The sequence below is a fragment of the Fibrella forsythiae genome (assembly GCF_017353175.1).
GTDB classification, from domain to species: Bacteria; Bacteroidota; Bacteroidia; order Cytophagales; family Spirosomataceae; genus Fibrella; species Fibrella forsythiae.
Genome location: NZ_JAFMYW010000002.1, coordinates 661,501 through 685,233 on the forward strand (window position 1 = coordinate 661,501; position 23,733 = coordinate 685,233).

Consider the following 23,733-nt stretch of genomic DNA (forward strand, 5'->3'; position numbering starts at 1 on the left):
TGCGCTGCTTAGGTACGGGACAAACGATCGGCAGCGCATTAGAAGACGGAAGACTATTTAAAACAGCCTCCCGTTGTTTCGGGTTAGACAAGTACACTCTCGTCTGTTATGAAACAACTTGGAATCGGCGTGATCGGAATGGGCGGATTTGGCCTGTTTGCCGTTCAGCAATTTTTACAGCATCCCAATACCCGGCTGGTAGCCATTGCCGGATCGAAACGCGAAGAAGCCATCCGCACTGCCGAACGGTTTGGAGCGGAACAACTGGCCACGCTCGATGAACTGGTGCAACACCCCGACGTTGACATCGTGTACATTGCCACGCCGCCGTTCATGCACTTCGAACAGGCTATGCTCGCGCTGGAAGCCGGCAAGCACGTGATCTGTGAGAAACCACTGGCCATGAACCCCGATCAGGGACGGCAGATGCTGGCTAAAGCGGCGGAGAAAGGGCTACTCATGGTGACCAACCTGATGCAACGCTATAATCCGCTTTTTGCGCGTATCAAACATCTGGTTGATCATAAGTTGCTAGGTGACTTCCTACACGGTTATTTCGAGAATTATGCGGGTGATGAAGGACTGAGCCCCCAGCACTGGTTCTGGGACCGGACCAAGTCGGGCGGTATTTTTATTGAGCATGCCGTTCATTTTTTCGACCTGTTTGCCGGTTGGCTGGGTGAAGGCGAAGTGGTTGCGTCGCAGCTATCGAAACGCCCCAACAGCGCTGATATCGAGGATCAGGTGCAGGCAACAGTGCGTTATGGTACCGCTGATACAGGTTATCAATTCGTTAACTATTACCATGGCTTTACCCAAACGGGGCGCATGGACCGGCAGGAAATGAGGCTTGTTTTCGAGCGCGGCGACATTACGCTGTACGAATGGGTGCCCACGCGCATGGTGCTCCGTTGCGTGGCCGATGAGGCCACAACAAAGGCGCTGATGGACCTTTTTCCCGGCGCTCAACTCAATGTGACGGCCAATATCGATCCATCGAAACCCATCGGCGGACGGCATAAAACCTTTCATGCGTATCAGCAGATTGACATCAGATTCGGTTTTGAGGTTGAAAAACAACACCGCTACAGCGAACTGTTGCGCCTCATGTTCCGCGATCAGGTAGCCGCTATTCAACAACCCGGCGTGCACCGGATCATCTCCGAAGAAAACGGCCTGACCAGCCTGGAAACAGCCTTCGCCGCCGATCAGATGGCCAGAAATCAGTAAGCAGTTAGCAACGGCTTTGCTGGAGAAATTCGCTTTTGCAGGGCAGGCTCTACTCAGGGAGTGCCGATCATTGCTGCCAGTTCACTGTTAACTGTTCACTGATTTCTTACCTTTGCTGCTCCATCCTAATTGCTGGTCAACGTATGCTTGCAGAACCTGTCTTGCCTGACGCCGCGTTTAGTGGTCCGCTCCAGTCGGCCATTACCTATGAAAAAATCCCCACCCACATTTATGCCGATGCAAAGGCTGCTTCGCGGGCGGTGGCGCATGAAATCGCTGCTCTGATTCGTCAGAAGCAAAAAGAAAAGAAGCCCTGTATTCTGGGGCTCGCCACCGGCTCATCGCCAAAAACGGTGTATGCCGAACTGATTCGGATGCACCGGGAAGAGGGCTTGAGCTTCCACAACGTAGTATCCTTCAACCTCGACGAGTACTTCCCGATGGAACCCGATTCGCTGCAAAGCTATTGGCGTTTCATGCGGGAACAACTGTTCGACCATGTCGACATTCCGGCGGGCAATTACTACGTACCTGACGGAACCCTACGGGCCGATAAAGTTGCCGAGTTTGCCAAACACTACGATCAGCAGATTGCTGAGGCTGGCGGTCTTGATTTTCAACTGCTGGGTATTGGTGGTAACGGCCACATCGGTTTCAACGAACCTGGTTCACTCATCAACTCGCATACCCGCCTGATGATGCTTGACCATTCCACCCGGGCTGCTGCCTCCGTCGATTTCGGTGGGCTGTCACGCACCCCGCGCAAGGCAATAACGATGGGTATTGCCAGTATTCTGGGAGCCAAACGGGTTGTACTGCTGGCCTGGGGCGAACGTAAAGCGCCGGTAATTCAGGGTGCGGTAGAAGGCACGGTGACGGAAACAAACCCGGCCTCGTACCTGCAAACGCATCCAAACGCGCTGTTCGTGATCGACACCGCCGCAGCGTCGGAACTAACCCGGATGAAAGCGCCCTGGCTGGTCGATTCGGTGGTGTGGGATAATCCGATGAAGAAAAAAGCGGTAACGTACCTGTCGTTAACGCTCGAAAAACCGATTCTGAAACTCACCGACCGTGATTATAACGACAATGGCGTGAGTGATCTGCTGGCGCAATACGGCCAGGCATATGATATTAATATCGACGTTTTCAACCAGCTTCAGCACACAATCACGGGCTGGCCTGGTGGCAAGCCAAACGCTGATGATACCAACCGGCCAGAGCGCGCGCTGCCAACGCACAAACGCGTACTGCTGTTCAGCCCGCACCCCGACGATGACATCATTTCAATGGGTGGCACCTTTCAGCGGCTCGTTGATCAGGGACACGAAGTGCACGTAGGGTACCAGACATCGGGCAACATTGCCGTAGCCGATGACGAAGCGCTGCGTTTTGCCGATTACGTGGTCGATTTCAATACCCGGTTTGGTATAAAAAGCCCTGAGGCTACCCGTATTTTCCAGGATGCGGCAACCTCGCTGCGTAACAAGAAAGATTCGGAGATGGATACCGACGAGGTTCGTCAGGTGAAGGGGCTTATCCGCATGGGTGAAGCCAAATCGACCTGCCGGTTTGTGGGTATTCCCGTTGAGCACGCGCACTTCATGAACCTGCCTTTCTACGAAACGGGCAAGGTGGAGAAGAAGCCGCTTAGCGAAGAAGATATCAAGATCACGATGGACCTGATCGAGAAGATCAAGCCGCACCAGATCTACGCCGCCGGCGATCTGGCCGATCCGCACGGAACGCACAAAGTGTGTCTGGATGCGGTGCTGGAAGCCGTTAAGCGGTTGTCGCACAAGAACTTCATGAAAGATTGCTGGGTGTGGCTCTACCGTGGTGCCTGGGCCGAGTGGGATATTCACGAAATCGAAATGGCCGTACCCATGTCGCCCGACCAGGTGACGAAAAAGCGGCTTGGTATCTTCAAGCACCAGTCGCAGAAAGACGGTGTAGTGTATCAGGGCACTGATTCGCGGGAGTTCTGGCAACGGGCCGAAGAGCGCAACCGCGCCACGGCTGGCCTTTACAACCGCCTTGGCCTGGCCGAATACGAAGCCATGGAAGCCTTCGTGCGCTGGAAAGGGTAAACGGTAGTTTCCGGAAAGTTATTGAAACGAGGTATGTTGTCTATCCGACCTGGCGAATGGACAACATACCTCGTTCCGTATTAACCGGGTTAGCCGGGTGCCCTAGGTTAATGCGAACGATGATTATCTATGATCCGGTCAACTGCTACATAAGCTGGTTCACAGGTGCACCAGATAATCGGTCAGGAGTTTCCACTGGAGTTTTTGATAGAACAACCAGCCCATTTCGGCAATCGCCGTGTTGATCATGGCGCGGTCACCGGCTTGCGATCCCTTGTTATTGATCGCTTCATCGTGGCCAATTTCACTGGCCCGTATGGTCGTGCCAATGCGTTCAACCCGAAACGTGCTACTGGCCTGCGCCTGAAAAAAGTGTTGAATCGCCTCTGATTGCTCCTCCCGTGGGTCTCTACTGGGATGTACCGTAAACTCCACCCGGTTTTCTTCGCGGGCCACGTGTGTGACACGTACCCAATTCTCAGGCATCGGGCCGGGCAGACGAATCTGAATGTAATCGCCTACTTGTGGAGGTCCAGATGTGTTGGGTTGACCAGTGGCATCATGCAGGAAGAAATCGGCGGTAAATAGGGAAAGGCCCGACCAGCCATTGATGGTCAACAGCTTCGCCACTGATCTGTCAAACGCTGCTATGGCCGAGGCTTCGTCGGGAAACGTCTGCTCACTGGTATAAGTCTTGTCTTTTGTCGCTTCGCCCTGTACGGCCTGTATCTCATGCTTGGCCTGATCAGGAAAGGAGGTAGACTTCATGGTTGTAGCGTACAGCGTTGTTACTCGTGTTTGTAACTACGTTGATGGGCTCATGCTACACGTTGTAGGCAGATAATAAGGTAGTGGCGCGGAAGGCATACCGGGTAAAACGAGGAATGGCTCTGCTGCTCATAGGTTGATGAAGCAGCAGAGCCATTGTGCACTGTGTATAAGATGAATGACGAATGTGTATCCGGCCTGCAATCCCGGAGGGGTGTTATGTCAATAGAAAGATGCGTTCCCCCAATAATCTAGCCCCGTAGGGGCGATATGTAGTCTTGACTGTCCCTTTTACATGTTTCCCCTACGGGGTTTTGTATTTGCTAGGACATTCGTTTCCATTGACATATCATCCCTTTGGGGTTGCAGGCCTGATGCGCGTTCATAGCTTACGGATAGAGCAAATACTTCTTTCGCATCTTCTTGTAAGTCGATAAGCCTGGTTCCCAGCTTTTACGAATGTCGGCTTCAGACACGCCAGCGATGATCTGCTGTTTGAATTTTTCGGTGCCAGCCAGCTTGTTGATGTCACCCATCTGCTTGCTCTGGCTCCGGTCGAAGAAGCGCTCTTTGTCTGGATAGGCTTTGTAGAGTTCAATCATCCAGCTCAGGTTTAACTGCTTCGATTTGCGGAGCTTACTCGTATCGTATTTCCGCAGGTCAAGGCCATAGCATTCCATATCCTGATGCAGTGGCGTTTCGCTCATGCCCTTCAGGCTGACAGGCTTAAACGAGAACGCGTATTTCCCTTTCAGCGCAGGCGCACCCAGCACGGTAAACGGCATGTATGTACCCCGGCCCTGACTAACAATGGTACCTTCAAACAAACAGATGCTCGGGTAGAGCAGGATCGACTGCTGGGTGTTGAGGTTTGGCGAGGGTAATATGGGCAGTGTGTAGGCTTTGTCGTGGTCGTAGTTCGCCACTTTCACAACGCGCAGCTTGCAGTTGGCTTTGTTGGGCAACCAGCCTTCGCCGTTGGCCATTTGCGCAAACTCGCCCATGGTCATGCCGTGGGTGATGGGAACAGGGTGCATGCCGATGCCCGAATGCAGGTGATCTTCCAGCATAGGCCCGTCGACAACGTACCCATTGGGGTTGGGCCGGTCCAGAATCATCAGTTCCTTGTTGTTCGCCGCGCATGCTTCCATCACGTGCGTCAGCGTGTTGATGTAGGTATAAAAACGGCAGCCTACATCCTGAATATCGAATATTAGCACGTCGATATCGGCCAGTTGCTCGGCGGTTGGTTTGTTATTTTTGCCATAGAGCGATATCACCGGAACGCCCGTTTTGGCGTCTACCTCGTCGGCAACTTTAGCCCCGTTGCTGGCATTTCCCCGAAACCCATGCTCAGGCCCGAAGATGCGCACAATCTTGATGCCCCGATTCAGGAGGCTGTCAACGCTGGGTTTGCTGCCGATGATCGACGTCTGGTTTACCACCATACCGACGCGTTTACCCATCAGGTAAGGTACGTACTGGTTTGTCTGGTCGGCACCGGTTATGATCGGCTCAGCTGGTTTGCCGGAAGATGTTGCCGGTTTATAAGCAGGCGTTAGTACACAAATAGCCAACAGGCAAAGCGTGAGCAGTAGAGGAAAGAGGTTGAGGCGATGGTTCATAAAAGAAATCGGGTACGTTCAGGCTCGTAAATTAGAGGTAAGAATTAAGAGTTAATAGCCAAGAAGTAAGAATGGCTCTGCCGAAGTCCCGTCTGGTGCTTCAGCAGAGCCACGCTTACCCGTCAACCGCAAGGGCGGCCGCTCTTGATTCTTGCCTCTAATTTGCCTACGACAGTGGTCCCGAGAAGCTGATCAGGGCGGTGGCCAGGTTGGTCAGATCTTTGCTGAACGGGCCGTCCGGGTTATTGTTGGCGTATTCCTGTACAGTACCGGCCAGTTCGCGGAGGAGGCGTTCGGCGCTCCGCAAATCACCTGTGTTCAGCGCATCACGGAGTTGCCCAAGTGGTGCCTCGATCCATTGCGTGCTCACATCAGAGCGAACAACTGTGATCCAGTCTTCCACCATTGTGGCACCCTGTTCGGGTGTGGAAGCAACGGCACCGCCAGCCAGGGTTTCCAGGGTGTCGATAAACATCTTCTGCGCCCGGTCGCCTGGGTTATACAGGTCGTAGATCGTTCCGTCTTCAGTCTGGTTTTCAGCCAATTGACTATCATCGCCGATGCGGTTCAAATCTGTTGAGAAGGAGCGAAGTGAATCAGCCAGTTTGGTTAGATTATCGCCGGTTTCCGTATCCGCGTTGCGGGCGAGCAACTGCGTTTGGCCCGCCAGTGTGTTCAGCAGGTGCTTCACCCGGTGGTTGTCGGGCGTGGGGTTTAGCAGTTCGTCGTACAGATCGGTCAATTGCTGATGGACTTCTTCGGCACCATCGGTATTTTTGAGGGCCGATTGCCAATCTTTGATCAGATCAGCACCACTCGACGGCTGAGCGTCGGATTTTGATAGCGTTTGCAGCGTGTTTTGCAGAATTGTCTGCGGATATGCCTGAGCCATAAGTTTGATTCGTTGAGTACTCGTTTTATGTATTCATCGAACCAATCCCAGCGCTGAATGTTCGGTCAACTAATTCTATTGATATTGTAGTCTATAAAACTATGCCGAAACACATCAAAAAATGGCTGCTCCGCATCCTGCTCAATTTCGTTTACCTGTTGCTTTCGCTGGGGCTTATGTATGTAGCTGCCGTGGTGGTAATACTGACGATCAGTACGAGGGCGGTTGTGAAGGATCCGCTCTTCGGCATCATCAACTATGAGTCGCTGCTGATACTGGTCGTGTCCGTTCTGTCTCTCTGGCTTGTATATCGATACATCGGGAAGATCTATTCGCTACTAACTACGCCGCCCAAACCCGAGTGATGCGGTTATAAAAATGGCCGGAACGTACCTGACGTTCCGGCCATTTTCAGGGCAGACCATGCTGATTAGACAAGCTTTACAGCGTATCGGCAATTACTTCGCGGATGTCGGAAATGATCTTGTTGGCCAGGTAATCGGCCGTCGACAGTGTGTCTGACTCCGAATAGATCCGAATGATCGGCTCCGTGTTCGACTTGCGGAGGTGAACCCACTCTTTGTCGAATTCGATCTTCACGCCATCGATCGTGTTAACCGGATTCTTGGCGTATTTGGCCCGAATGCGCTCCAGCACGGCGTCAACGTCGATATCGGGCGTTAGTTCGATCTTGTTTTTCGAGATGTAATAGCTTGGGTACGTTCGGCGGAGCATGGATGCTGATTTACCGAACCGGGCCAGATGGCTCAGAAACAGTGCAATGCCTACCAGTGCATCGCGGCCATAGTGCAACTCGGGGAAAATAATACCACCATTGCCTTCACCACCAATCAACGCACCCTTTTCTTTCATCATTTCCACCACGTTCACCTCGCCCACGGCCGACGCAAAGTGCTGTCCGCCGTGTTTCTGCGTTACGTCGCGTAGCGCTACGGTGCTTGACAGGTTGGAGACAGTGTTTTTTGAGGACCCTTCCGGGGTGTTTTTCAACACGTAATCGGCTACGGCCACCAGCGTATATTCTTCGCCAAAGGGCGAGCCATCTTCGCAAATCAGCGCGAGGCGGTCAACGTCGGGGTCAACTACAATGCCGAGGTCCTGATTATCGCGTTTGGCGATGTTGATAATATCGGTCAGGTTTTCGGGCAGCGGCTCGGGGTTATGGGCGAAATGGCCGGTTGGTTCGCAGTGTAGCTTGGTAACGTGTTCAACGCCAAGGGCTTCCAGGAGCATCGGTACCACAATTCCACCCGTTGAGTTCACAGCGTCGACAACGACCCGGAAGTTACGTTTAGTAATGGCTTCCCGGTCAACCAGCGGCAAGGCCAACACCGCGTCGACGTGTTTTTGGAGCCAGGTATCATCGGTACGGTAGTGACCCAGCTTTTTTACGTCGGCAAACGTAAACGCTTCATGATCGGCAAGGGCCAGTAATTCATTGCCGTCGTCGCCGGAAATAAACTCGCCGGTTTCGTTCAGCAATTTCAGGGCGTTCCACTGAACGGGGTTATGGCTGGCGGTAAGGATGATGCCACCGATCGCGTTTGAACCAGGAACGGCCAGTTCAACCGTCGGGGTTGTTGACAGGCCCAGATCCAGAACATCAATGCCAAGGCCCTGCAAGGTAGCGGCGACCAGCTGGGAGACCATCGGGCCCGACAGGCGGCCATCGCGGCCAATAACTACGGTATGCGGCCCTTTTTTGTCGGTTTGGCGCAACAGAAGCCACTGACCAAAAGCCGCCGTAAATTTCACTACATCAAGGGGGGTAAGGCCTTCGCCTGAACGCCCGCCGATGGTTCCCCGGATGCCCGAGATCGATTTAATTAAAGCCACGTGATTGGGTCTGGTAAACAGTTTGAATGGCGAATGGCTGTTAGGCTGGCTGGCTGTTTCCTTGATGGACAACTAGACAACCAACCCCACAGACGAACGATATTCTTCTGCCACAAAGATAAATTGACCCGGCGCTAAACCCTATCCGTTCATCCCTAAAGACGAACTATTTATTGAATCGCACGTCGCCGTAAGTAGCTACCACTTTAATGCTCGGGCCATCCCCATTTCCCACTTTTCCGACGTACTGACGAACGCGCGCCGGACGGGGAGGCGAGGTGACCGTTATGCCTGTGGGCATACGGGGTGGCGCTGGCGTAGTTGGCTGCGTCAGCAGTTGCAGGTTAGGCAGGGTAGGGTAGGTAAATCCACCATGCGTCACCGTTACGTCGAAGTCGCAATTGGGCGTTGACTGCATAGGCAGGGCTACCGATGAATAGGTGGCTTCAACGTCGATCTTGTCGGCCGACGCACCGATCCGTTCAACCCGGAATTGCTTGGCGTAATTCATCTTGAATTTTCCTGACTGCCGAACTGCGCCAATCAGAGCGTCGGTGTAACTCGTGCGCACATCGACCTTGTTGGTTTCGCCAATATTCAACTTGCCGTATGTCTGCTGAATAGACAGCACGTTGCCTGAGTTGATGTCTACGTCGCCAAAGGACATCACGACATTCCCGTTCTGTACATCGCGAATAGACACGTTGCCAAATGAGGCCTTGATTTTAGTACTCGCGTTGTTCAGAGTCGCACCGGTTACGTCGCCAAATCTGGAACTGACCGAAAGGGGCGCCCAGAAATCCGGGATAATGGTATTGCCAAAGCTATTGTTAATAGTCAACCCATTTGCTTTCGGCATCGAGATACGATACGTAATCTGGAGTGATGTATTACTCTCTTTCCGGCTGGCTTTCCAACTTGTTTTTAACCCGTTTGGGTACGTTCGTTCCTCGCCTCGTGAACTCGTAATTGTTCCGCCATCTTCGTTTTTCTCCTGATTCTTCTCAAATTCCGAGTCGATCATGGTTTTGAAAATATAGGCGTTTCCGTCCCGGCGCTCATCTATTTGAACAGCATTGAGCGCCTGTTTGGCTCGGTTGGCATCTTTTGATGAGGAGGTAATAACGATGTTGACCCGAAACTCATTGCGATCCCAAAGCGATACGGATACATCGCCGAAGCGGTTATCGATTGATAACGTTGCTTTGCTGTCGACGGGCAGGGATTTAAGGATAGTCCGCGTGTACTCGGTGCGGTCATCGGCCAGTTCCTGCAGCTCGAGTTGTGCCATTGGGGCAAACTGCGCCGCTGGTTGTGGCGTATGCTGAGCGACTGCGGCCGGCTGGTCGTCGGGTGCCTGGGCTAACGCCCGGACAGCCAGCAGGCAGGCTGCCAGAAAGACGAGGTATGGATTAAACGGGTTCATTGGTTGTTTGTTGTTTAATGCGCTGTATAACACGCAGTTGTTCGTTCAGCAGGTCGATCTGAAGCTGCAGGTTCTGAATCATAGCCTGAATCAGAACCTCCTGATTGGGCGTATTGGGCAACTCTTTCTTCAGCCCCTTATAACTCGCTTCCAGCCGGTTAAGGTCCTGCGAAAATTCATCATACAGGTCGGGGTTGCTTTCGGTAAGCTGCTGTAATTCGGTTCGTTTCGCTTCGATCAGGCTGGAATATTGCGCCACTTCTTTAGCATAGGTAGGGCTGAAGGCCATAACATCAGCCTGTTTGGTTGGTGCGTAGCGGTCATTGATCCACCACAGGCTACCAGCCAGCAACAGTAACGCAATAGAGGCTGCCCAGGTCCAGTACGAGCGTGTCCAGGAAGGTTGCCGGTGCACAGCCCGGAACGGCTGAGCCGTTTTGGCAGGGGCGGGCTGGTCGGGCAATTGGTCAGCGATTCGCTCCCACAAACCAGCCGAGGGACCGTCCTGCTCAAAGGCGTCGCGGTTATCGCGGATGAATTTTTCGAGGGACATAGGTCAATTAGTGAATGAGTGGATGAGTGAATGAGTGAATAGTTGGCTTCCGCGTGTATGCAAGCTCCCGGTATTCGCTACTTCACTCATTCTCTAATTCGCTCATTATGTAAGTGTTCAACTAGTTTTCGTTTGGCCCGGAGGTATTGCGATCGGGAAGTTGATTCTCCGATGCATAACACCTGGCCGATTTCTTCGTGGTCGTAGCCTTCAAACAGATGCAGCGTCAGCACCACGCGGTATCCTTCGGGCAATTTCTGAATGGCGCGACGTACCCGCTCCACATCCCAGTTCAGGCTTTCTTCGTCGATTCCCCCGCCGGTAGTGTCGGGAGCATCGAATCCGTCGCCCAGTTCGTCGGTGCTGACCAGGGCCAGCCGCCGGCTGCGCAAATGACCAATGGCCCGGTTCACCACAATCTGCTTCAGCCACGCGCCGAAGGTGCTTTCCGCGCGGAACTTGTTCAGGTTGCTGAATGCGTCGAGGAATGCTTCCTGCAACACATCTTCGGCTTCGGCATCGTGCCCCACAATCCGCAGACAGACGTTATACATCGCTTTGGCGTAGCGATTGTATAGCTCATACTGCGCCCGTCGGTCGCCCGTTTTCGAGCGATCAACCAGGTCGGAGATCAGGGCGGGGTTTGGGTACGTCGCCAACAGGTACGGGCCGCCGGTGCGTGAGCAACCGGGTTTAGGTCATCAATCGGGGTAAAGACGCAGGGCCGATCAGGTACGTTGCATGGAAAGAGTTAAGAATTAAGAATTACGAGTTAAAAGTGAAGAGTTAAGAGTAAACTACTTCGATCAGCAGAGCCACTCTTCACTCTTAACTCTTCACTTTTAACTCGTAATTCTTTAGCCCTTCCTTATACACCTCCACCACGCGCTGGCGGGCGAAGGCGTGGTCGATCATGGGAGTGGGGTAATCCAAGCTATTGTATTCAGGTACCCAGCGTCGGATATAGACACCTTTTGGATCGAATTTTTCGGCCTGGGCGGTGGGGTTGAATACCCGGAAATAGGGCGCGGCATCGGTGCCGGAGCCAGCCGCCCACTGCCAGCCGCCGTTATTGGCCGAGAGGTCGAAGTCGCGGAGTTTTTGGGCGAAATACGCTTCGCCAATTCGCCAGTCGATGAGCAGGTGTTTGATGCAGAAACTGGCCACGACCATCCGTACCCGGTTGTGCATCCAGCCGGTTTCGTTCAACTGCCGCATCCCGGCGTCGACCAGCGGATAGCCGGTTGTGCCGGTTTTCCAGCGTTCAATGTCTTCGGGCCGGTTCAGGAACTTGATGTTGTCGTATTCGCGGCGGAAGGCGTGTTGCTCCACGTGCGGAAAATGGTCGAGCACCTGGAAATAGAAGTCACGCCAGCATAGTTCGCTCAGAAACGTGGGGCTTGTTTCCTGCGCCTGCCGGGCCAGATCGCGGATACTGATGGTGCCGAAGCGCAGGTGAATGCCTAACTCACTGGTGCCCCGCTCGGCCGGGTAATCGCGCATTTTCTGGTACTCCGACAGCAATTTTTCTGATACGGTTGGCTTTGGGTAATTCTCGCCCAGCGGCTCAAAGCCCATATCGTCGAGTGTAACAACGGGCGTGGGCGGCGTTTGGTAAAGCCGGTCGAAGTACTTCTCAGTAGGGTAGGCTTTGAGGTAAAACGGATCGGCGAGTTTGCCCAGCCAATTGCGGCTATAGGGGCCAAACACGGTGTAAGGCTTACCTGTGCCGGTCAATACCTCGTCGCGGTCGAAAATGGCCTGGTCTTTATAGCCATGAAAACCTACACCCACCGTCTTTAGGTACGTTTCAATCTCCGCGTCGCGGCCTTTGGCGTAGGTTTCATAATCATAGTTGGTGAAGACATTGGCGATCGTGTATTCGCTGGTCAATTCCTTGAATACATCGAGCGGGTGACCGTAGCGAATCAATAGCGATGAGCCCATCTTTTGTAGCTCGTCCTGCATCTTCAGCACTTCTTTGTAGATGAACTCGACCCGACGGTCGCGCTTATCGTCCAGGTGATCCAGAATGTCTTTGTCGAAGATGAAGAGGGGTAAAACGGGTCGTCCGGCTTTCAGGGCGTAGTACAGGGCGGCGTTATCGTGCAGGCGCAGATCGCGCCGGTGCCACACGATGGCGATAGGAGTCTCATGTTTCATGTTTCAAGTTTCAAGTGCGTGGCTCGTACACGAAAGGCATGTTGGCAATGCACTTGAAACTCTGAAACTTGAAACATGAAACTGCTAGTTTCTGTTACCACCATTTTTCGTAGCCCTCTGTTGGTTTAAAACCTGATTTGGGTTCGAAATGCTGCCAGATGATAGACGAGACCGTACGGAGCAGGGTAGAGCCTTCGTTGGTGCGGCCCCAGCTTTGGTCTGCCTGGTTTTTGGTCATCACACAATAGACATACTCGCCGTGGGGTGCATGCACCAGCATCACTTCCGAGCGCGACTGATTAACCGCCCCGTTTTTGGTAGCCACCTTCACCTCTTTGGGCAGTTGCGACAGGCCGTCTTCGTCCCAGAACTGGCGGCCCAGGTTTCGGTACATACGGTCGCTGGCGGCGGGGCTCACGGCTTTCCCTTGCCGAATGTAGGTGAGCAGGCTGGCCAGTTCGCGGGGTGTGGTCTGGCCCCAGCCATAGCGGGTCCGGAAGGGTTCGCGGCCCGGCGTGCGTGAGTTCACCCGCGTTTGCGGAAAACCGTTGGCATCGAGCCAGGCATTGATGGCCTTGCCGCCGCCCGCCAGCGCCTGACACCACAGGCTGCCGGTATTGTCGGAGATGGTTTCCATCAGCATCACGATCTGACTTAGCGGAAATTTGGCGCCATCTTTCAGTGAGCCCACAATGCCGTCGTCGTAGTGCAGCGAATCGCGGTAAACGATCTCCTGCTGGTAGTTGATCGTGCCTTTCTCGATCTGATCAAAGAGGCCAATCATGATGGGAACCTTGATGGTGCTGGCCGTTGGGAAGGTCGTGTCGGCGTTGATAGCCACTGACTTGCCTGATTCGAGGTGGTACACGTAGATGCCCGTTTCACCTCGAAAGCCCCTCATGGCTTCGATCAGTTTTTGGGTCAGGCGTGCGTCGGTTTTCTGGGCAAATGTGGGCAAAGAACCAACTAGGAAGGCAATGAGCAGAAGTCGATGGGCAGATCGAAACATGCGGTGGTTGGTGTTGATGCGGTTGGCTGGTCAATGGAGCCGCCAAAATACGGCGTTTTCAGCGTAAACGGTATTTGTGTGGCCAGATACGTTGCCTATGATGGCAGGGTAAAAATGCGAAGGCTGTTGTCGGTAAATTGGTTATATACTAATGTATTGATTTTTAGGCTATTTGATTGATTTATGACGGTGATATAGTCAGGAGAGTACAGGATGGATTCTACCAGGTAGTGGAGCACTTTTGTGTTTTATTGAATAAATACAATCCTATGTTGCTTAAATACCTCTTCTAATGCGAAAACCTACTCAGTTAACCAGGCTGCTTCTGCTCGTCAGCATTCTGCTGATGAGCCTGGGTGCTATGGCCCAAACGATCACCGGTACGGTGACCTCGGCCGACAACAACGAAGCGCTTCCGGGCGTAAACGTTGTTCAGAAAGGAACGATCAATGGCTCTGTCACCGACGCAAAAGGTGAATACAGCGTTCGGATTAACGCGTCGAAACCCGCCGTACTTACGTTCTCGTCGATTGGGTACGTAACAAAAGAGATCACGGTAACGAACCAGACGGTCGTTAGCGTAAAGCTTGACGTTGACGACCGGTCGCTCAACGAAGTGGTTGTGATCGGGTACGGTACGGCTAAGAAGGCAGACGTTACAGGGGCGGTGGCTTCATTTGATGTGAAGACCATCGATCAGCGGCCAATCCTGCGCGTCGATCAGGCGCTGGTGGGGCAGATGGCGGGTGTACAGGTGAAGCAGACCAGCGGTGCGCTGGGCAAAGGGTTCAGCGTGCAGGTACGTGGCAGCGGCTCCATCACGGCCGGTAACGAACCACTGTACGTGATTGACGGTTTTCCGCTGGCCACTGCCGCCCCCAACGGGTCGGGTAACTTCGCGACCGGAAACCCCCTCGACAACATCAACCCAAATGATATTGAGTCAATTCAGGTACTGAAAGATGCGGCCTCAGCGGCTATCTACGGATCACGCGCGGCCAACGGCGTGGTGCTGATTACGACTAAACGCGGGAAGCTGGGACGAGGTACCATTTCGATCAACACCTACTCCGGTTTCATAGAACGTACCCGGAAGCTCGATATGCTGAGCGCCGATGAGTGGGTTGCCCGGGCCACTGAAATGATCAATGCGGCCTGGGTAGCGTCGGCACCGGGCCGGACGGCCTCACAAACTAACGAACAGCGTCGGGTTATTCTGGGTCTGCCCGCTGGTCAGGTAAACACAGGCCTGATGACCGATGACCGCTGGGCGCAGCCGGGCCATCCGGGCCTGAACTACATCGACTGGCAGGAGCAGGCGTTCCGTAAAGGTATTGTGCAGAACCACCAGATTTCGGCCAGTGGCGGTACCGATAAAGTGAACTACTACGTGTCGGGCAACTACGTGAACCAGCAGGGCATGGTGATCAACACCAACTACACAGCCTATTCGGCGCGGGCCAACGTGGAGGTAAAAGCCAGTGACAAGCTGAAACTCGGCCTGAACCTGGCCCCAACCTATTCGGTCAATAACGATCCGGGTGTAGAGGGGAAAGACAACATCCTGCACCAGATGGTGAGCATGACGCCGGTTCAGGAAGACACGATGGGGGTGTATCCCAACGTGGGCAACAACGGGCAGTACCGCTGGAGCACCTCCACAAACAGCCCAATTGGCAAGCTCCAGTATGCCATTGGCGAAACAAAACGGTTTCGTACGCTGGGCTCTATTTTTGCCGACTACCAGATTCTGCCCGGCCTGACGTTCCGCACCACGGTCAACCTCGACAACACCGACAACGCGTCGAAGTCATATAACCCGTACATCATCGCCAGCACCCTGGCTACCCGGCAGGCCCAGCTCACTACGCTCACAAGTGGCGGCTTCAGCACCTACCGGAAACGTACGTTTGTGAACGAAAATACCCTGTCGTACACCACCACCATTGCTAACAAACACAACCTGTCGCTGTTGGGTGGTTACTCGTACAACTCGGGCAAAATAGAAACGTCGTCTCTCAGTTCAAACGGCGGCTTCAGCAGTAATGTCATCACCACGCTCAACGCCGCCAACGGGGTAACGGGTAATACATCGGAAGCTCAGAACGTACTGATTTCGTACTTTGGCCGGGCACAATACAATTACAACGAGAAGTACTTGCTGTCGGCCAGCCTTCGCCGTGACGGTTCATCACGCTTTGGGGCCAACACCCGCTGGGGTCTGTTCCCGTCGGCATCAGTGGGCTGGCGAATTTCCGAAGAGTCGTTCATGAAAGGCATCAAGCCGATCAACGACCTGAAACTGCGCGCCAGCTTCGGAACGGCGGGTAACTACAACATTGGCGATTACAGCACCCTGCCTACACTGACAACGGCCAACTACACGTTCAACGGCACCAACGCTATTGGGCAGGCACCCGGCGGCGTAACCAACCCCGATCTGACCTGGGAAACGTCTGAAACCACCGATTTCGGTTTCGATGCTTCGTTGTTGAACAACCGCCTGTCGCTGACCTTCGACGTCTACAACAAACTGAATAAAGGACTGCTCCTGAACGTACCCATCCCGACGGCAACCGGCTTTGGCTCGTACCTGAGCAACGCAGGTAGCGTACGGAACCAGGGCTGGGAGGTAGAAGTCAAAAGCCGTAATGCCACCGGAGCGTTCAAATGGGAAACTTCGGTAAACTTCAGCCATTATTCCAACAAAGTGGTGGCCCTGGCCAATGGGCAGAATCAACTGCTGATTCCATCGTCGTTTGATATTTCGCACTCGCTATTGCGGGTAGGCGAACCGCTCTACAGCATCTTCGTGGTGAAACAGATCGGTATCCTGTCGCAGGCAGACATCGACGGCAAAGCGGCTCTGAACGGTACCGAAACGGTAGGTGACCCAAAATACTTCGATGCGAATAGTGATGGGGTGATCGACGCCAACGACCGCGTAATTGTGGGGCACCCTAACCCTGATTTCGTGTGGGGCGTTACCAACAGTTTCCGCTACAAGGGCTTCGACCTGACGGTGCTGGTGCAGGGCCAGAATGGCGGCTCCATCTATTCGCTGCTGGGCCGGGCCTTAGGCCGTACCGGACAGGGATTTACGGATAACGCCCTGGGTACGTATCGCGACCGGTGGTTCTCGCCCGAAAATCCGGGAGCGGGTATCGTCAGCAAAGCGTATTCGACGTTCGGCCGGATCAAAAACACGGACTGGCTCTACTCGTCTGATTATGTGCGCGTTCGTAACATTACGCTGGGTTACGACCTGAAAACGTTTGTGAAAGCACCGCAACTCCAGGGGGCCCGCATCTACGTAACGGCCGAGAACTTCTTTGGCTACGACAAGTACAAGGGCGGCTTCAATCCCGAAGCCACCAACACCGACCTGAGCGGTAGTGGTTCATACCCTGAAGCGGGCGACTATGGCGGACTGCCACTGCCCCGCTCCATCGTTGTCGGATTGAATGTTACGTTTTAACCAGCCTTGAAACCATGAAAAATATAGCACTCGCCTGTCTGGCGCTGACCTCATTGGTGCTGGTATCCTGCACTGATGACCTGACTCAAATTCCTATTTCGGCCGCCACCACGTCGACGTTCTATTCGCAGACGAACGACTTCTTGCAGGCCAGCAACGCCGTGTACAGCGACCTGAGGGGCTTTCCCGACCGGCAGCTGAACCTGTCGGAAACGCGCTCGGATAACCTGTACGCCGTGTCGGATGGCGGCGTTCGTGACTGGGAAGGCATCAACAGCTTTCAGAAGAGTATTGCGGCCAATCCGTACGTGTCAGAAGCCTGGACGACCAATTTCAACGGTATTTTCCGGGCCAACACCTTGCTCGATCAGTTGCAGAAAAACGGGAAGGTCATTTCAGATGCTGGTTTGCGGACCCGCCTGGAAGCGGAAGCCAAATTCCTGCGGGCTTTCTTCTACTTCGATCTGGTTCGCTTCTTCGGCAAAGTACCCATCATCGATCACCCGGTTACGGCCAATGAAGCCATTGCGATTCCGCGTAGCCCGGTGAAGGATGTGTACGCGCTGATCCTGTCTGACCTGACGTTTGCCGCCTCGAACCTGCCCGAAACGTATGCCGCTACCGATAAAGGTCGGGCCACGCGTTATGCCGCCAAAGCAGCGCTGGCCCTGGTGTATATGACCCGCTCCGGACCAACCTACGACATTGAAGGACCCGGTTTAGGCGTCAGCGAATGGTCACAGGCGCTCACGAACCTGAATGACATCATTACGAGCGGGAAATATTCGTCAGTATCGTCCTACACGAGCATTTTCTCCTACACGAACGAGAATAATCCGGAGGTAATCTTTGATGTGCAATATGCCAACGGACTGACGCCTGTCGTAGGCGCTACGTTCCCCTGGGTGCTTGTGCCCGATACCTGGTTTCAGGCCAATGGTAAAGGCACGCAGGGCGGTCTGACCATTCGTCCGGCCGCGCTCGATCTGGTGAACTCATACACGGCCACCGATGTACGAAAAGCATTCTCGATCCAGAGCGGGTATACGTTCAATGGCGTGGCCGAAACCCGGCCGTTTATCAAGAAGTACGTTGACCTGACCAGAGTGCCCACCAACAACCGCCTCGACTGGCCGATTAACTTCATCGTGTACCGCTACACTGATATCCTGATGCTGAAAGCCGAGTGTATTCTGCGGGGCGGTAGTGGCGGTACGCAGGCCGATGTTGATGCGATTGTGAACCAGGTACGTACCCGCGCCGGACTGACTGCTATTACGAATGTGACGTTCCCGCAGTTGTTGCAGGAACGCCGCAAGGAATTGATCGGTGAAGGGTCGCGCTGGCATGATCTGGTGCGCAGTGGCCTGATTGAGACCATTATGCCCGCCTGGATCGCTGCCGAAGATGTGCAGAAGCAGATGCAGCCGTTCCAGAAAAACTACATTCTTTACCCGGTGCCTCAGGCTGAGTTAGACGCTAAGCCGGGCTTATACACGCAGAATTCAGGGTATTAAAACGATGTCGGATCGGGACTCTTAGCTCTCGAATTTGAGCACGTTTTCGTAGTTTTTTGGTCAATAAGTGGTCATTCCTTGTCATAAGGGGGGCATTGGTTGTAAATCGCATAGTATTACCTATACGACCAGTGACGGTCTTCTGGCAAGGAATGATTTTTTAGTGTACGCTTACCTCCTGCAGCGAATGAACATACTACCGTTTGAGCAACAATTTGTCGATGCCGATGCTATTGCCTGGGACACCGTGGGTGAGGGCGTACGCCGGAAGATACTGACCTACGATAATAACCTGATGATGGTCGTTGTCGATTTCGAACAGGGTGGAGTAGGGGCCATGCATAAGCACTATCATACCCAGATCAGCTACGTAAAAAGCGGGATGTTCACTATTACCATCGGCGACGAAGAGCGCGTGCTGAAAGCGGGCGACGCCTATTACATTCCGCCCAATGTGCTTCACGGAGCCGTGTGCCAGGAAGCCGGCACGCTGGTTGATGTGTTTACGCCCATGCGGGAGGATTTTGTATCGTAAGCTGGGTAAGTGCAAACCACCCCTGAAAAAACTCATATCAATACCCGTTTCCCAATGAAATCAGCGTATCAGCACAACACGCGCATCCTCGTTGCCCTGGACTGTATCATCTTCGGGTTCGATGGGGAGACGTTGAAACTGTTGCTGATCAAACGCAATTTCGAGCCGCAGTTTGGCAACTGGTCGTTGATGGGGGGCTTCCTGAATGAAGGCGAAGATTTAGAAGAAGCCGCCGACCGAATTCTGTACAACCTCACCGGCCTGCATAACAACTACCTGGAACAGTTGCAGACGTTCGGTACCGTTCATCGCGACCCCGTTGAGCGCACCATTTCAGTGGTTTACTACTCGCTGGTCAACATTGCTGATCAGGACGTAACCGCCATTCAGGCACATAACGCGTCGTGGATCAGCCTGGAAAATAAGCCCCCGCTGATTTTTGACCACGATCAGATGGTAAAAGTGGCTCTGCAACGGTTGCGGTACAAAGCAGCGCTCCATCCGATCGGATTTGAGTTGCTGCCTCAGAAATTCACGGTGCCTCAGTTGCAGAAGCTCTACGAAGCCATCTACGATACGCAGCTCGATCGACGCAATTTCAGCCGCAAGATCATGGCTACCGACCTGCTGCTCAGCACCGGCGAAAAGGACACCAATTCGGTGACCAAGAAGGCCCAACTCTATAGCCTCAATACCGAAAAATACCAGAAGTACCTCGCCGGGTATTACACCTTCCTGCCCGAACTGGCAGAACTCACAGCCCGTTGATTGTCTCCGTTTCGCGCCCATACCTACCCTGCTCTTATAGTTGGGCTGGATGTATACGCCCGTAGATGAGGTGACTGCGCGCCCGTCTGAAAACAGATCCCCTGAACCGCTCATAGTGGGAGCCAGATCGAATCCGAATGCCACGCGTCGTTGGGAATTTATCGGGCGATTATGGATCGCCGAATCGGGAAAGTAATCCGGCCCTGCCCGACTTGTCCAGGTTGCATCAGCCCGCAAGTTCATGTTATCAACGTACCTGGAACCCGATTTTTATTGACAATGAACGGGTTGCGTCAGAAAAGTGAGATTAAAATGACGTAAAAGAACGTAGTAAAAGGGTGCGCAAGAAAAAAGCATATTTTAGCAATATACAGTCAGTTTGTGAGGTAAAGGACTAATAGACATCCGAATAGTTCTAATTATTGGCTAGCTTTTGGCCGATGATGACTTTATTTTATCATTAACTAGTTTTTAATGTAATAGCATTTTAGGTTTGAATTGTAGAATAAAATCAATAGGTCCGATAGAAGAGCTATAGAAATGCCTACAGCCCTTGTTTCCCTCAACTGTTCCTTTCTTCCTACTAAACATCTCAGGATTATGAAAAAACAAGTACAAACCGGGCGGGTGCGTGCAGTAGTCAGACATGCACTTCTCCCACTAGCGTTCAGCGTATCGGTCGGCATTGCCGTCGCTACGCCCGGCGCTGATCGACCACGTTTATATAAGGGTATACCCCTGACAGCCAACGGTATTGGCGTTAGAAAAGACATTCTTGTGTCAGGTGTCGTAACCGATGACAAAGGCGAAGGCTTGCCTGGCGTAAACGTAGTTATCAAAGGCACCACAAAAGGAGCCACTACCGACGCCCAGGGGCAGTTTTCGATCAACGTACCTAATGCCAACACGGTACTGGTTGTGTCGTTCGTGGGCTATAAATCGCAGGAACTTACAGTCGGTAACCAGACCAAATTATCGGTCAGATTGCTGGCCGATGAGCAGGCGCTCGACGAGGTTGTGGTGGTTGGTTACGGTACGCAGTCGCGGGGAACGGTGACGGGTTCGGTGGCGGCCGTTAAGTCGGAAGATATTCTGCGGACACCAGCCGTGGCTACGTCGAGTGCGCTGGTTGGCCGTGTTCCGGGTATCACGGCTCGTCAGGGCGATGCCCGCCCCGGTAATGGCACGAGCCTCCAGATCCGTAATATGGGTACGCCCTTGTTCGTCATCGATGGCATCGTGGCCGACGAAACGCAGTTCAACAACCTCGGTATAAACGACGTCGAGAATATCTCGATTCTGAAAGATGGGTCGGCAGCTATTTACGGACTGCGGGCGGCCAATGGCGTTGTGCTGGTAACTACCAAGAAGGGTAAAGCCGGTCAGAAACCAGTGATCAGCCTGTCGGGATATTATGGGCTACAGAACTTCACGCGTTACCCCAAACCAGCCAACGCCTATCAGCACGTTCGGGGGCTGGCCGAGTCGGATCAGAACCGGGGTATTGCCACAACCATTACGCCGGCCGAACTGGAAAAATGGCGCGTCGGTACCGAGAAGGGCTACCAGAGTTTCGATTACTACAACATGGTGATGCGGCCCAACGTACCCCAGTCGTACCTTAACGGCAGTGTATCGGGCGGTTCAGACAATGTGTCCTATTATGTGTCGGCCAGCCATCTGTCTCAGGATGCGCTCATCGAAGATTATAAGTTCAAACGGAGTAATTTCCAGGCAAACGTAGAAGCGGGGCTCAGTAAAAAACTTCGCATTGGCACCCAGATCAGCGGACGGATCGAGGATCGGTTTCAGACAGGTGTACCAGGTCTTGACGACTATTTCAACCCGTTTCTGAGTATCTTCTCTATGTGGCCAACCGAGCGGCCATACGCCAACGATAATCCGAAGTACATCAATCAGACGCATAACGTAAACGTAAACCCGGCTACCTACAAGAAAGAAATTACCGGTACGATCAGCGAGATCACGCGGGCGGTCAAGGCCAACTTTACGGCGCAGTACGATTTCGATTTTGGGCTGGCGCTGAAAGGAACGTATTCGTACAACTTCACCAACTTCGACTTCGACGGGTTCGAGTACACGTACGATGCCTACACCTATGATGCAAAAACCGATACCTACAACGTAGTGCCGGGTGGTGGTAATCAAAACCCCTGGCGCGAACGCCGCAAGCGGAATGTCGTTGACCGGTTCATGCAGGTACAGGCTACCTATAACAAGCAGTTTGGCGATCACGGCCTGTCGGGCGTCCTGGCTTACGAACGCTACGATACCGACAATAAGTACATGATCGTGCACACAGTGCCACCCAACAACTATATTCCGCTGATGTCATTCGCCAACCAGGATTACCTGCTCGACGAATGGAACGTGACGGCGCGGGCGGGTTACATTGGCCGGGTCAACTACAACTACAAGCAGCGGTATCTGGTTGAAGCGCTGGGCCGGTACGATGGGTCATTCCTGTTTGCGCCGGGTCGCCGGTATGGTTTCTTCCCCGGTGCGTCGGTGGGCTGGCGGGCTTCTGAAGAAGATTTCTTCAAAAATAGCGGCGTTGGCAGGGTGGTCAGCGAACTGAAACTGCGGGCTAGCTATGGCCGGACGGGTAGCGACCTGATCAACAATAACTTCATCGTAGCACCCTACAGCTACCTGCCCGGATACGACTTCCTGCAAGGCAGTGCTATCTTCAATGGATCATACGTAATTGGTGTTCGCCCGAGGGGCTTACCCATTACTACGCTGTCGTGGGTCAATAACGTATCGACCAACGTGGGCATCGACTTTGGGCTGTTCAACGGCCGATTGTCAGGTACGTTCGATGTGTTCGAGCGGAAACGGACGGGGCTACCGGCATCGCAGTATGACGTGCTGCTGCCGAGCGAAGTGGGCTACACGCTGCCAAACGCCAACCTGAACTCCGATGTGATTCGTGGTCTGGAGGGAGCCGTAAACTACAGTGGCAAAGTAGGTGAAGTAAGCTACACCGTCGGCGCTAATGCCACGTTGGCTCGCCTGCGCAGCCTGGATATTTACAAACCGCGTTTCGGAAACTCGTGGGACGAATACCGCAACTCGGCCGTTGACCGCTGGGCAAACATCAACTGGGGCTATCAGGTGGAAGGCCGGTTCCAGTCGCAACAGCAGATCGACGACTATAAGGTTGACAACGACGGGCAGGGTAACCGTACCCAACTGCCGGGCGATTTCATCTACAAAGACGTGAATGGCGACGGGCTGATCACCAGCCTCGACGAACGTCCGATCGGCTATGCCGAAGGGGCCACACCGTATGTCAACTACGCTTTCAACGGTACACTGGGATACAAAGGCTTCTCGCTTCGTGTCGACGTAGTGGGGGCCAGTCTGCAAACGTTCCGGCGCGAAGTAGAGCAGAAGATTCCGTTCCAGAACAACGGTACATCGCCTGCCTACATTCTTGAAGACCGCTGGCACCACGCTGATCCGTTCAACGCCGATAGCCCCTGGATTGCCGGCACGTACCCAGCCGTTCGGAAAGACAGCCCAAGCCACGTGAACTACAGCCGCCGCTCTGATTTCTGGGTGACCAACGTGCAGTATCTGCGCCTGCGGAACCTCGAAATTGGCTACAACATTCCCAAAACCTTCCTGGGTAAACTGGGTGTGTCGGCCATGCGGGTATACGTGAACGGCACGAACCTGATCTCATTCGACAACCTGAAATCAATCGAAGTAGACCCCGAAATCTCGTCAAATGGTGCGCTGGTGTATCCGCCACAGCGGTTGTATAACGCCGGTTTCGCCCTCAGTTTTTAATCG

17 protein-coding genes are annotated in these 23,733 nt (G+C 53.5%); 8 read left to right on the forward strand and 9 right to left on the reverse strand.

Annotated elements, in window-relative coordinates; translation table 11 throughout:
- Positions 1 to 108 precede the first annotated feature (108 nt).
- Both J2I46_RS08775 and nagB read left to right on the forward strand, forming a co-directional pair.
- Positions 109 to 1,230 carry a Gfo/Idh/MocA family protein gene (locus tag J2I46_RS08775; RefSeq protein WP_207328626.1) on the forward strand — a complete coding sequence of 374 codons (1,122 nt, stop codon included), beginning with the start codon at positions 109 to 111 and terminating at the stop codon, positions 1,228 to 1,230.
- Positions 1,231 to 1,373: 143 nt separating this feature from the next.
- The gene (gene nagB / locus J2I46_RS08780) at positions 1,374 to 3,320 is read left to right on the forward strand and encodes a glucosamine-6-phosphate deaminase (protein ID WP_207328627.1); all 1,947 of its coding nucleotides are present in this window, start codon (positions 1,374 to 1,376) and stop codon (positions 3,318 to 3,320) included.
- A 159-nt stretch (positions 3,321 to 3,479) separates the two neighbouring features.
- Here nagB and J2I46_RS08785 read toward each other — a convergent pair whose 3' ends face one another.
- The 3 genes from J2I46_RS08785 to J2I46_RS08795 form a co-directional block, all read right to left on the reverse strand.
- On the reverse strand, positions 3,480 to 4,088 hold the full coding sequence (locus tag J2I46_RS08785; RefSeq protein WP_207328628.1) for a nuclear transport factor 2 family protein: 609 nt from the start codon (positions 4,086 to 4,088) through the stop codon (positions 3,480 to 3,482).
- A gap of 389 nt (positions 4,089 to 4,477) precedes the next feature.
- The gene (locus tag J2I46_RS08790; protein ID WP_207328629.1) at positions 4,478 to 5,713 is read right to left on the reverse strand and encodes an exo-beta-N-acetylmuramidase NamZ family protein; all 1,236 of its coding nucleotides are present in this window, start codon (positions 5,711 to 5,713) and stop codon (positions 4,478 to 4,480) included.
- Between the two features lie 166 nt (positions 5,714 to 5,879).
- Positions 5,880 to 6,605 carry a hypothetical protein gene (locus J2I46_RS08795; protein WP_207328630.1) on the reverse strand — a complete coding sequence of 242 codons (726 nt, stop codon included), beginning with the start codon at positions 6,603 to 6,605 and terminating at the stop codon, positions 5,880 to 5,882.
- Between the two features lie 101 nt (positions 6,606 to 6,706).
- Here J2I46_RS08795 and J2I46_RS08800 point away from each other — a divergent pair, with 101 nt between their 5' ends.
- Positions 6,707 to 6,970 (forward strand): hypothetical protein, encoded by a 264-nt coding sequence (locus J2I46_RS08800; RefSeq protein ID WP_207328631.1) that lies wholly within the window; start codon positions 6,707 to 6,709, stop codon positions 6,968 to 6,970.
- Positions 6,971 to 7,046: 76 nt separating this feature from the next.
- On the opposite strand, the gene glmM is transcribed toward J2I46_RS08800, so the two are convergent.
- The 6 genes from glmM to J2I46_RS08830 all read right to left on the reverse strand — a co-directional run bounded on the left by glmM (position 7,047) and on the right by J2I46_RS08830 (position 13,613).
- Positions 7,047 to 8,462 (reverse strand): phosphoglucosamine mutase, encoded by a 1,416-nt coding sequence (gene glmM, locus J2I46_RS08805; RefSeq protein WP_207328632.1) that lies wholly within the window; start codon positions 8,460 to 8,462, stop codon positions 7,047 to 7,049.
- A 166-nt stretch (positions 8,463 to 8,628) separates the two neighbouring features.
- Positions 8,629 to 9,888, reverse strand: coding sequence for a DUF4097 family beta strand repeat-containing protein (locus J2I46_RS08810; RefSeq protein WP_207328633.1), 1,260 nt, complete (start codon positions 9,886 to 9,888; stop codon positions 8,629 to 8,631).
- Complete coding sequence (locus J2I46_RS08815) at positions 9,875 to 10,441, reverse strand: anti-sigma factor (RefSeq protein ID WP_207328634.1); 567 nt, start codon at positions 10,439 to 10,441, stop codon at positions 9,875 to 9,877. Before J2I46_RS08815 ends, J2I46_RS08810 begins: the two co-directional genes overlap by 14 nt.
- Before the next feature lie 86 nt (positions 10,442 to 10,527).
- Positions 10,528 to 11,100, reverse strand: coding sequence for an RNA polymerase sigma factor (locus J2I46_RS08820; protein ID WP_207328635.1), 573 nt, complete (start codon positions 11,098 to 11,100; stop codon positions 10,528 to 10,530).
- Between the two features lie 169 nt (positions 11,101 to 11,269).
- On the reverse strand, positions 11,270 to 12,604 hold the full coding sequence (locus J2I46_RS08825) for a cryptochrome/photolyase family protein (RefSeq protein ID WP_207328636.1): 1,335 nt from the start codon (positions 12,602 to 12,604) through the stop codon (positions 11,270 to 11,272).
- Positions 12,605 to 12,698: 94 nt separating this feature from the next.
- Positions 12,699 to 13,613 carry a serine hydrolase gene (locus J2I46_RS08830; protein WP_207328637.1) on the reverse strand — a complete coding sequence of 305 codons (915 nt, stop codon included), beginning with the start codon at positions 13,611 to 13,613 and terminating at the stop codon, positions 12,699 to 12,701.
- 292 nt (positions 13,614 to 13,905) lie between these two features.
- Here J2I46_RS08830 and J2I46_RS08835 point away from each other — a divergent pair, with 292 nt between their 5' ends.
- The 5 genes from J2I46_RS08835 to J2I46_RS08855 all read left to right on the forward strand — a co-directional run bounded on the left by J2I46_RS08835 (position 13,906) and on the right by J2I46_RS08855 (position 23,730).
- A complete protein-coding gene (locus tag J2I46_RS08835; RefSeq protein ID WP_207328638.1) occupies positions 13,906 to 17,091 on the forward strand; it encodes a SusC/RagA family TonB-linked outer membrane protein in 3,186 nt (1,061 codons plus the stop codon).
- Between the two features lie 14 nt (positions 17,092 to 17,105).
- Entirely contained in the window at positions 17,106 to 18,608 is a 1,503-nt protein-coding gene (locus tag J2I46_RS08840; protein WP_207328639.1) for a RagB/SusD family nutrient uptake outer membrane protein, read from the forward strand.
- Positions 18,609 to 18,795: 187 nt separating this feature from the next.
- Positions 18,796 to 19,143, forward strand: a complete 348-nt coding sequence (locus tag J2I46_RS08845; RefSeq protein ID WP_207328640.1) for a cupin domain-containing protein — start codon at positions 18,796 to 18,798, stop codon at positions 19,141 to 19,143.
- A 54-nt stretch (positions 19,144 to 19,197) separates the two neighbouring features.
- On the forward strand, positions 19,198 to 19,911 hold the full coding sequence (locus tag J2I46_RS08850) for an NUDIX hydrolase (RefSeq protein ID WP_207328641.1): 714 nt from the start codon (positions 19,198 to 19,200) through the stop codon (positions 19,909 to 19,911).
- 600 nt (positions 19,912 to 20,511) lie between these two features.
- Entirely contained in the window at positions 20,512 to 23,730 is a 3,219-nt protein-coding gene (locus tag J2I46_RS08855) for a SusC/RagA family TonB-linked outer membrane protein (protein ID WP_207328642.1), read from the forward strand.
- The last annotated feature ends 3 nt before the right edge of the window (positions 23,731 to 23,733 follow it).

Bases quoted from the DNA above. Each gene is read 5' to 3' on its own strand.
- J2I46_RS08775 (WP_207328626.1), top strand. From the start codon at position 109: ATGAAACAACTTGGAATCGGCGTGATCGGAATGGGCGGATTTGGCCTG.
- nagB (WP_207328627.1), top strand. From the start codon at position 1,374: ATGCTTGCAGAACCTGTCTTGCCTGACGCCGCGTTTAGTGGTCCGCTC.
- J2I46_RS08785 (WP_207328628.1), bottom strand. From the start codon at position 4,088: ATGAAGTCTACCTCCTTTCCTGATCAGGCCAAGCATGAGATACAGGCC.
- J2I46_RS08790 (WP_207328629.1), bottom strand. From the start codon at position 5,713: ATGAACCATCGCCTCAACCTCTTTCCTCTACTGCTCACGCTTTGCCTG.
- J2I46_RS08795 (WP_207328630.1), bottom strand. From the start codon at position 6,605: ATGGCTCAGGCATATCCGCAGACAATTCTGCAAAACACGCTGCAAACG.
- J2I46_RS08800 (WP_207328631.1), top strand. From the start codon at position 6,707: ATGCCGAAACACATCAAAAAATGGCTGCTCCGCATCCTGCTCAATTTC.
- J2I46_RS08810 (WP_207328633.1), bottom strand. From the start codon at position 9,888: ATGAACCCGTTTAATCCATACCTCGTCTTTCTGGCAGCCTGCCTGCTG.
- J2I46_RS08815 (WP_207328634.1), bottom strand. From the start codon at position 10,441: ATGTCCCTCGAAAAATTCATCCGCGATAACCGCGACGCCTTTGAGCAG.
- J2I46_RS08825 (WP_207328636.1), bottom strand. From the start codon at position 12,604: ATGAAACATGAGACTCCTATCGCCATCGTGTGGCACCGGCGCGATCTG.
- J2I46_RS08830 (WP_207328637.1), bottom strand. From the start codon at position 13,613: ATGTTTCGATCTGCCCATCGACTTCTGCTCATTGCCTTCCTAGTTGGT.
- J2I46_RS08835 (WP_207328638.1), top strand. From the start codon at position 13,906: ATGCGAAAACCTACTCAGTTAACCAGGCTGCTTCTGCTCGTCAGCATT.
- J2I46_RS08840 (WP_207328639.1), top strand. From the start codon at position 17,106: ATGAAAAATATAGCACTCGCCTGTCTGGCGCTGACCTCATTGGTGCTG.
- J2I46_RS08845 (WP_207328640.1), top strand. From the start codon at position 18,796: ATGAACATACTACCGTTTGAGCAACAATTTGTCGATGCCGATGCTATT.
- J2I46_RS08850 (WP_207328641.1), top strand. From the start codon at position 19,198: ATGAAATCAGCGTATCAGCACAACACGCGCATCCTCGTTGCCCTGGAC.
- J2I46_RS08855 (WP_207328642.1), top strand. From the start codon at position 20,512: ATGAAAAAACAAGTACAAACCGGGCGGGTGCGTGCAGTAGTCAGACAT.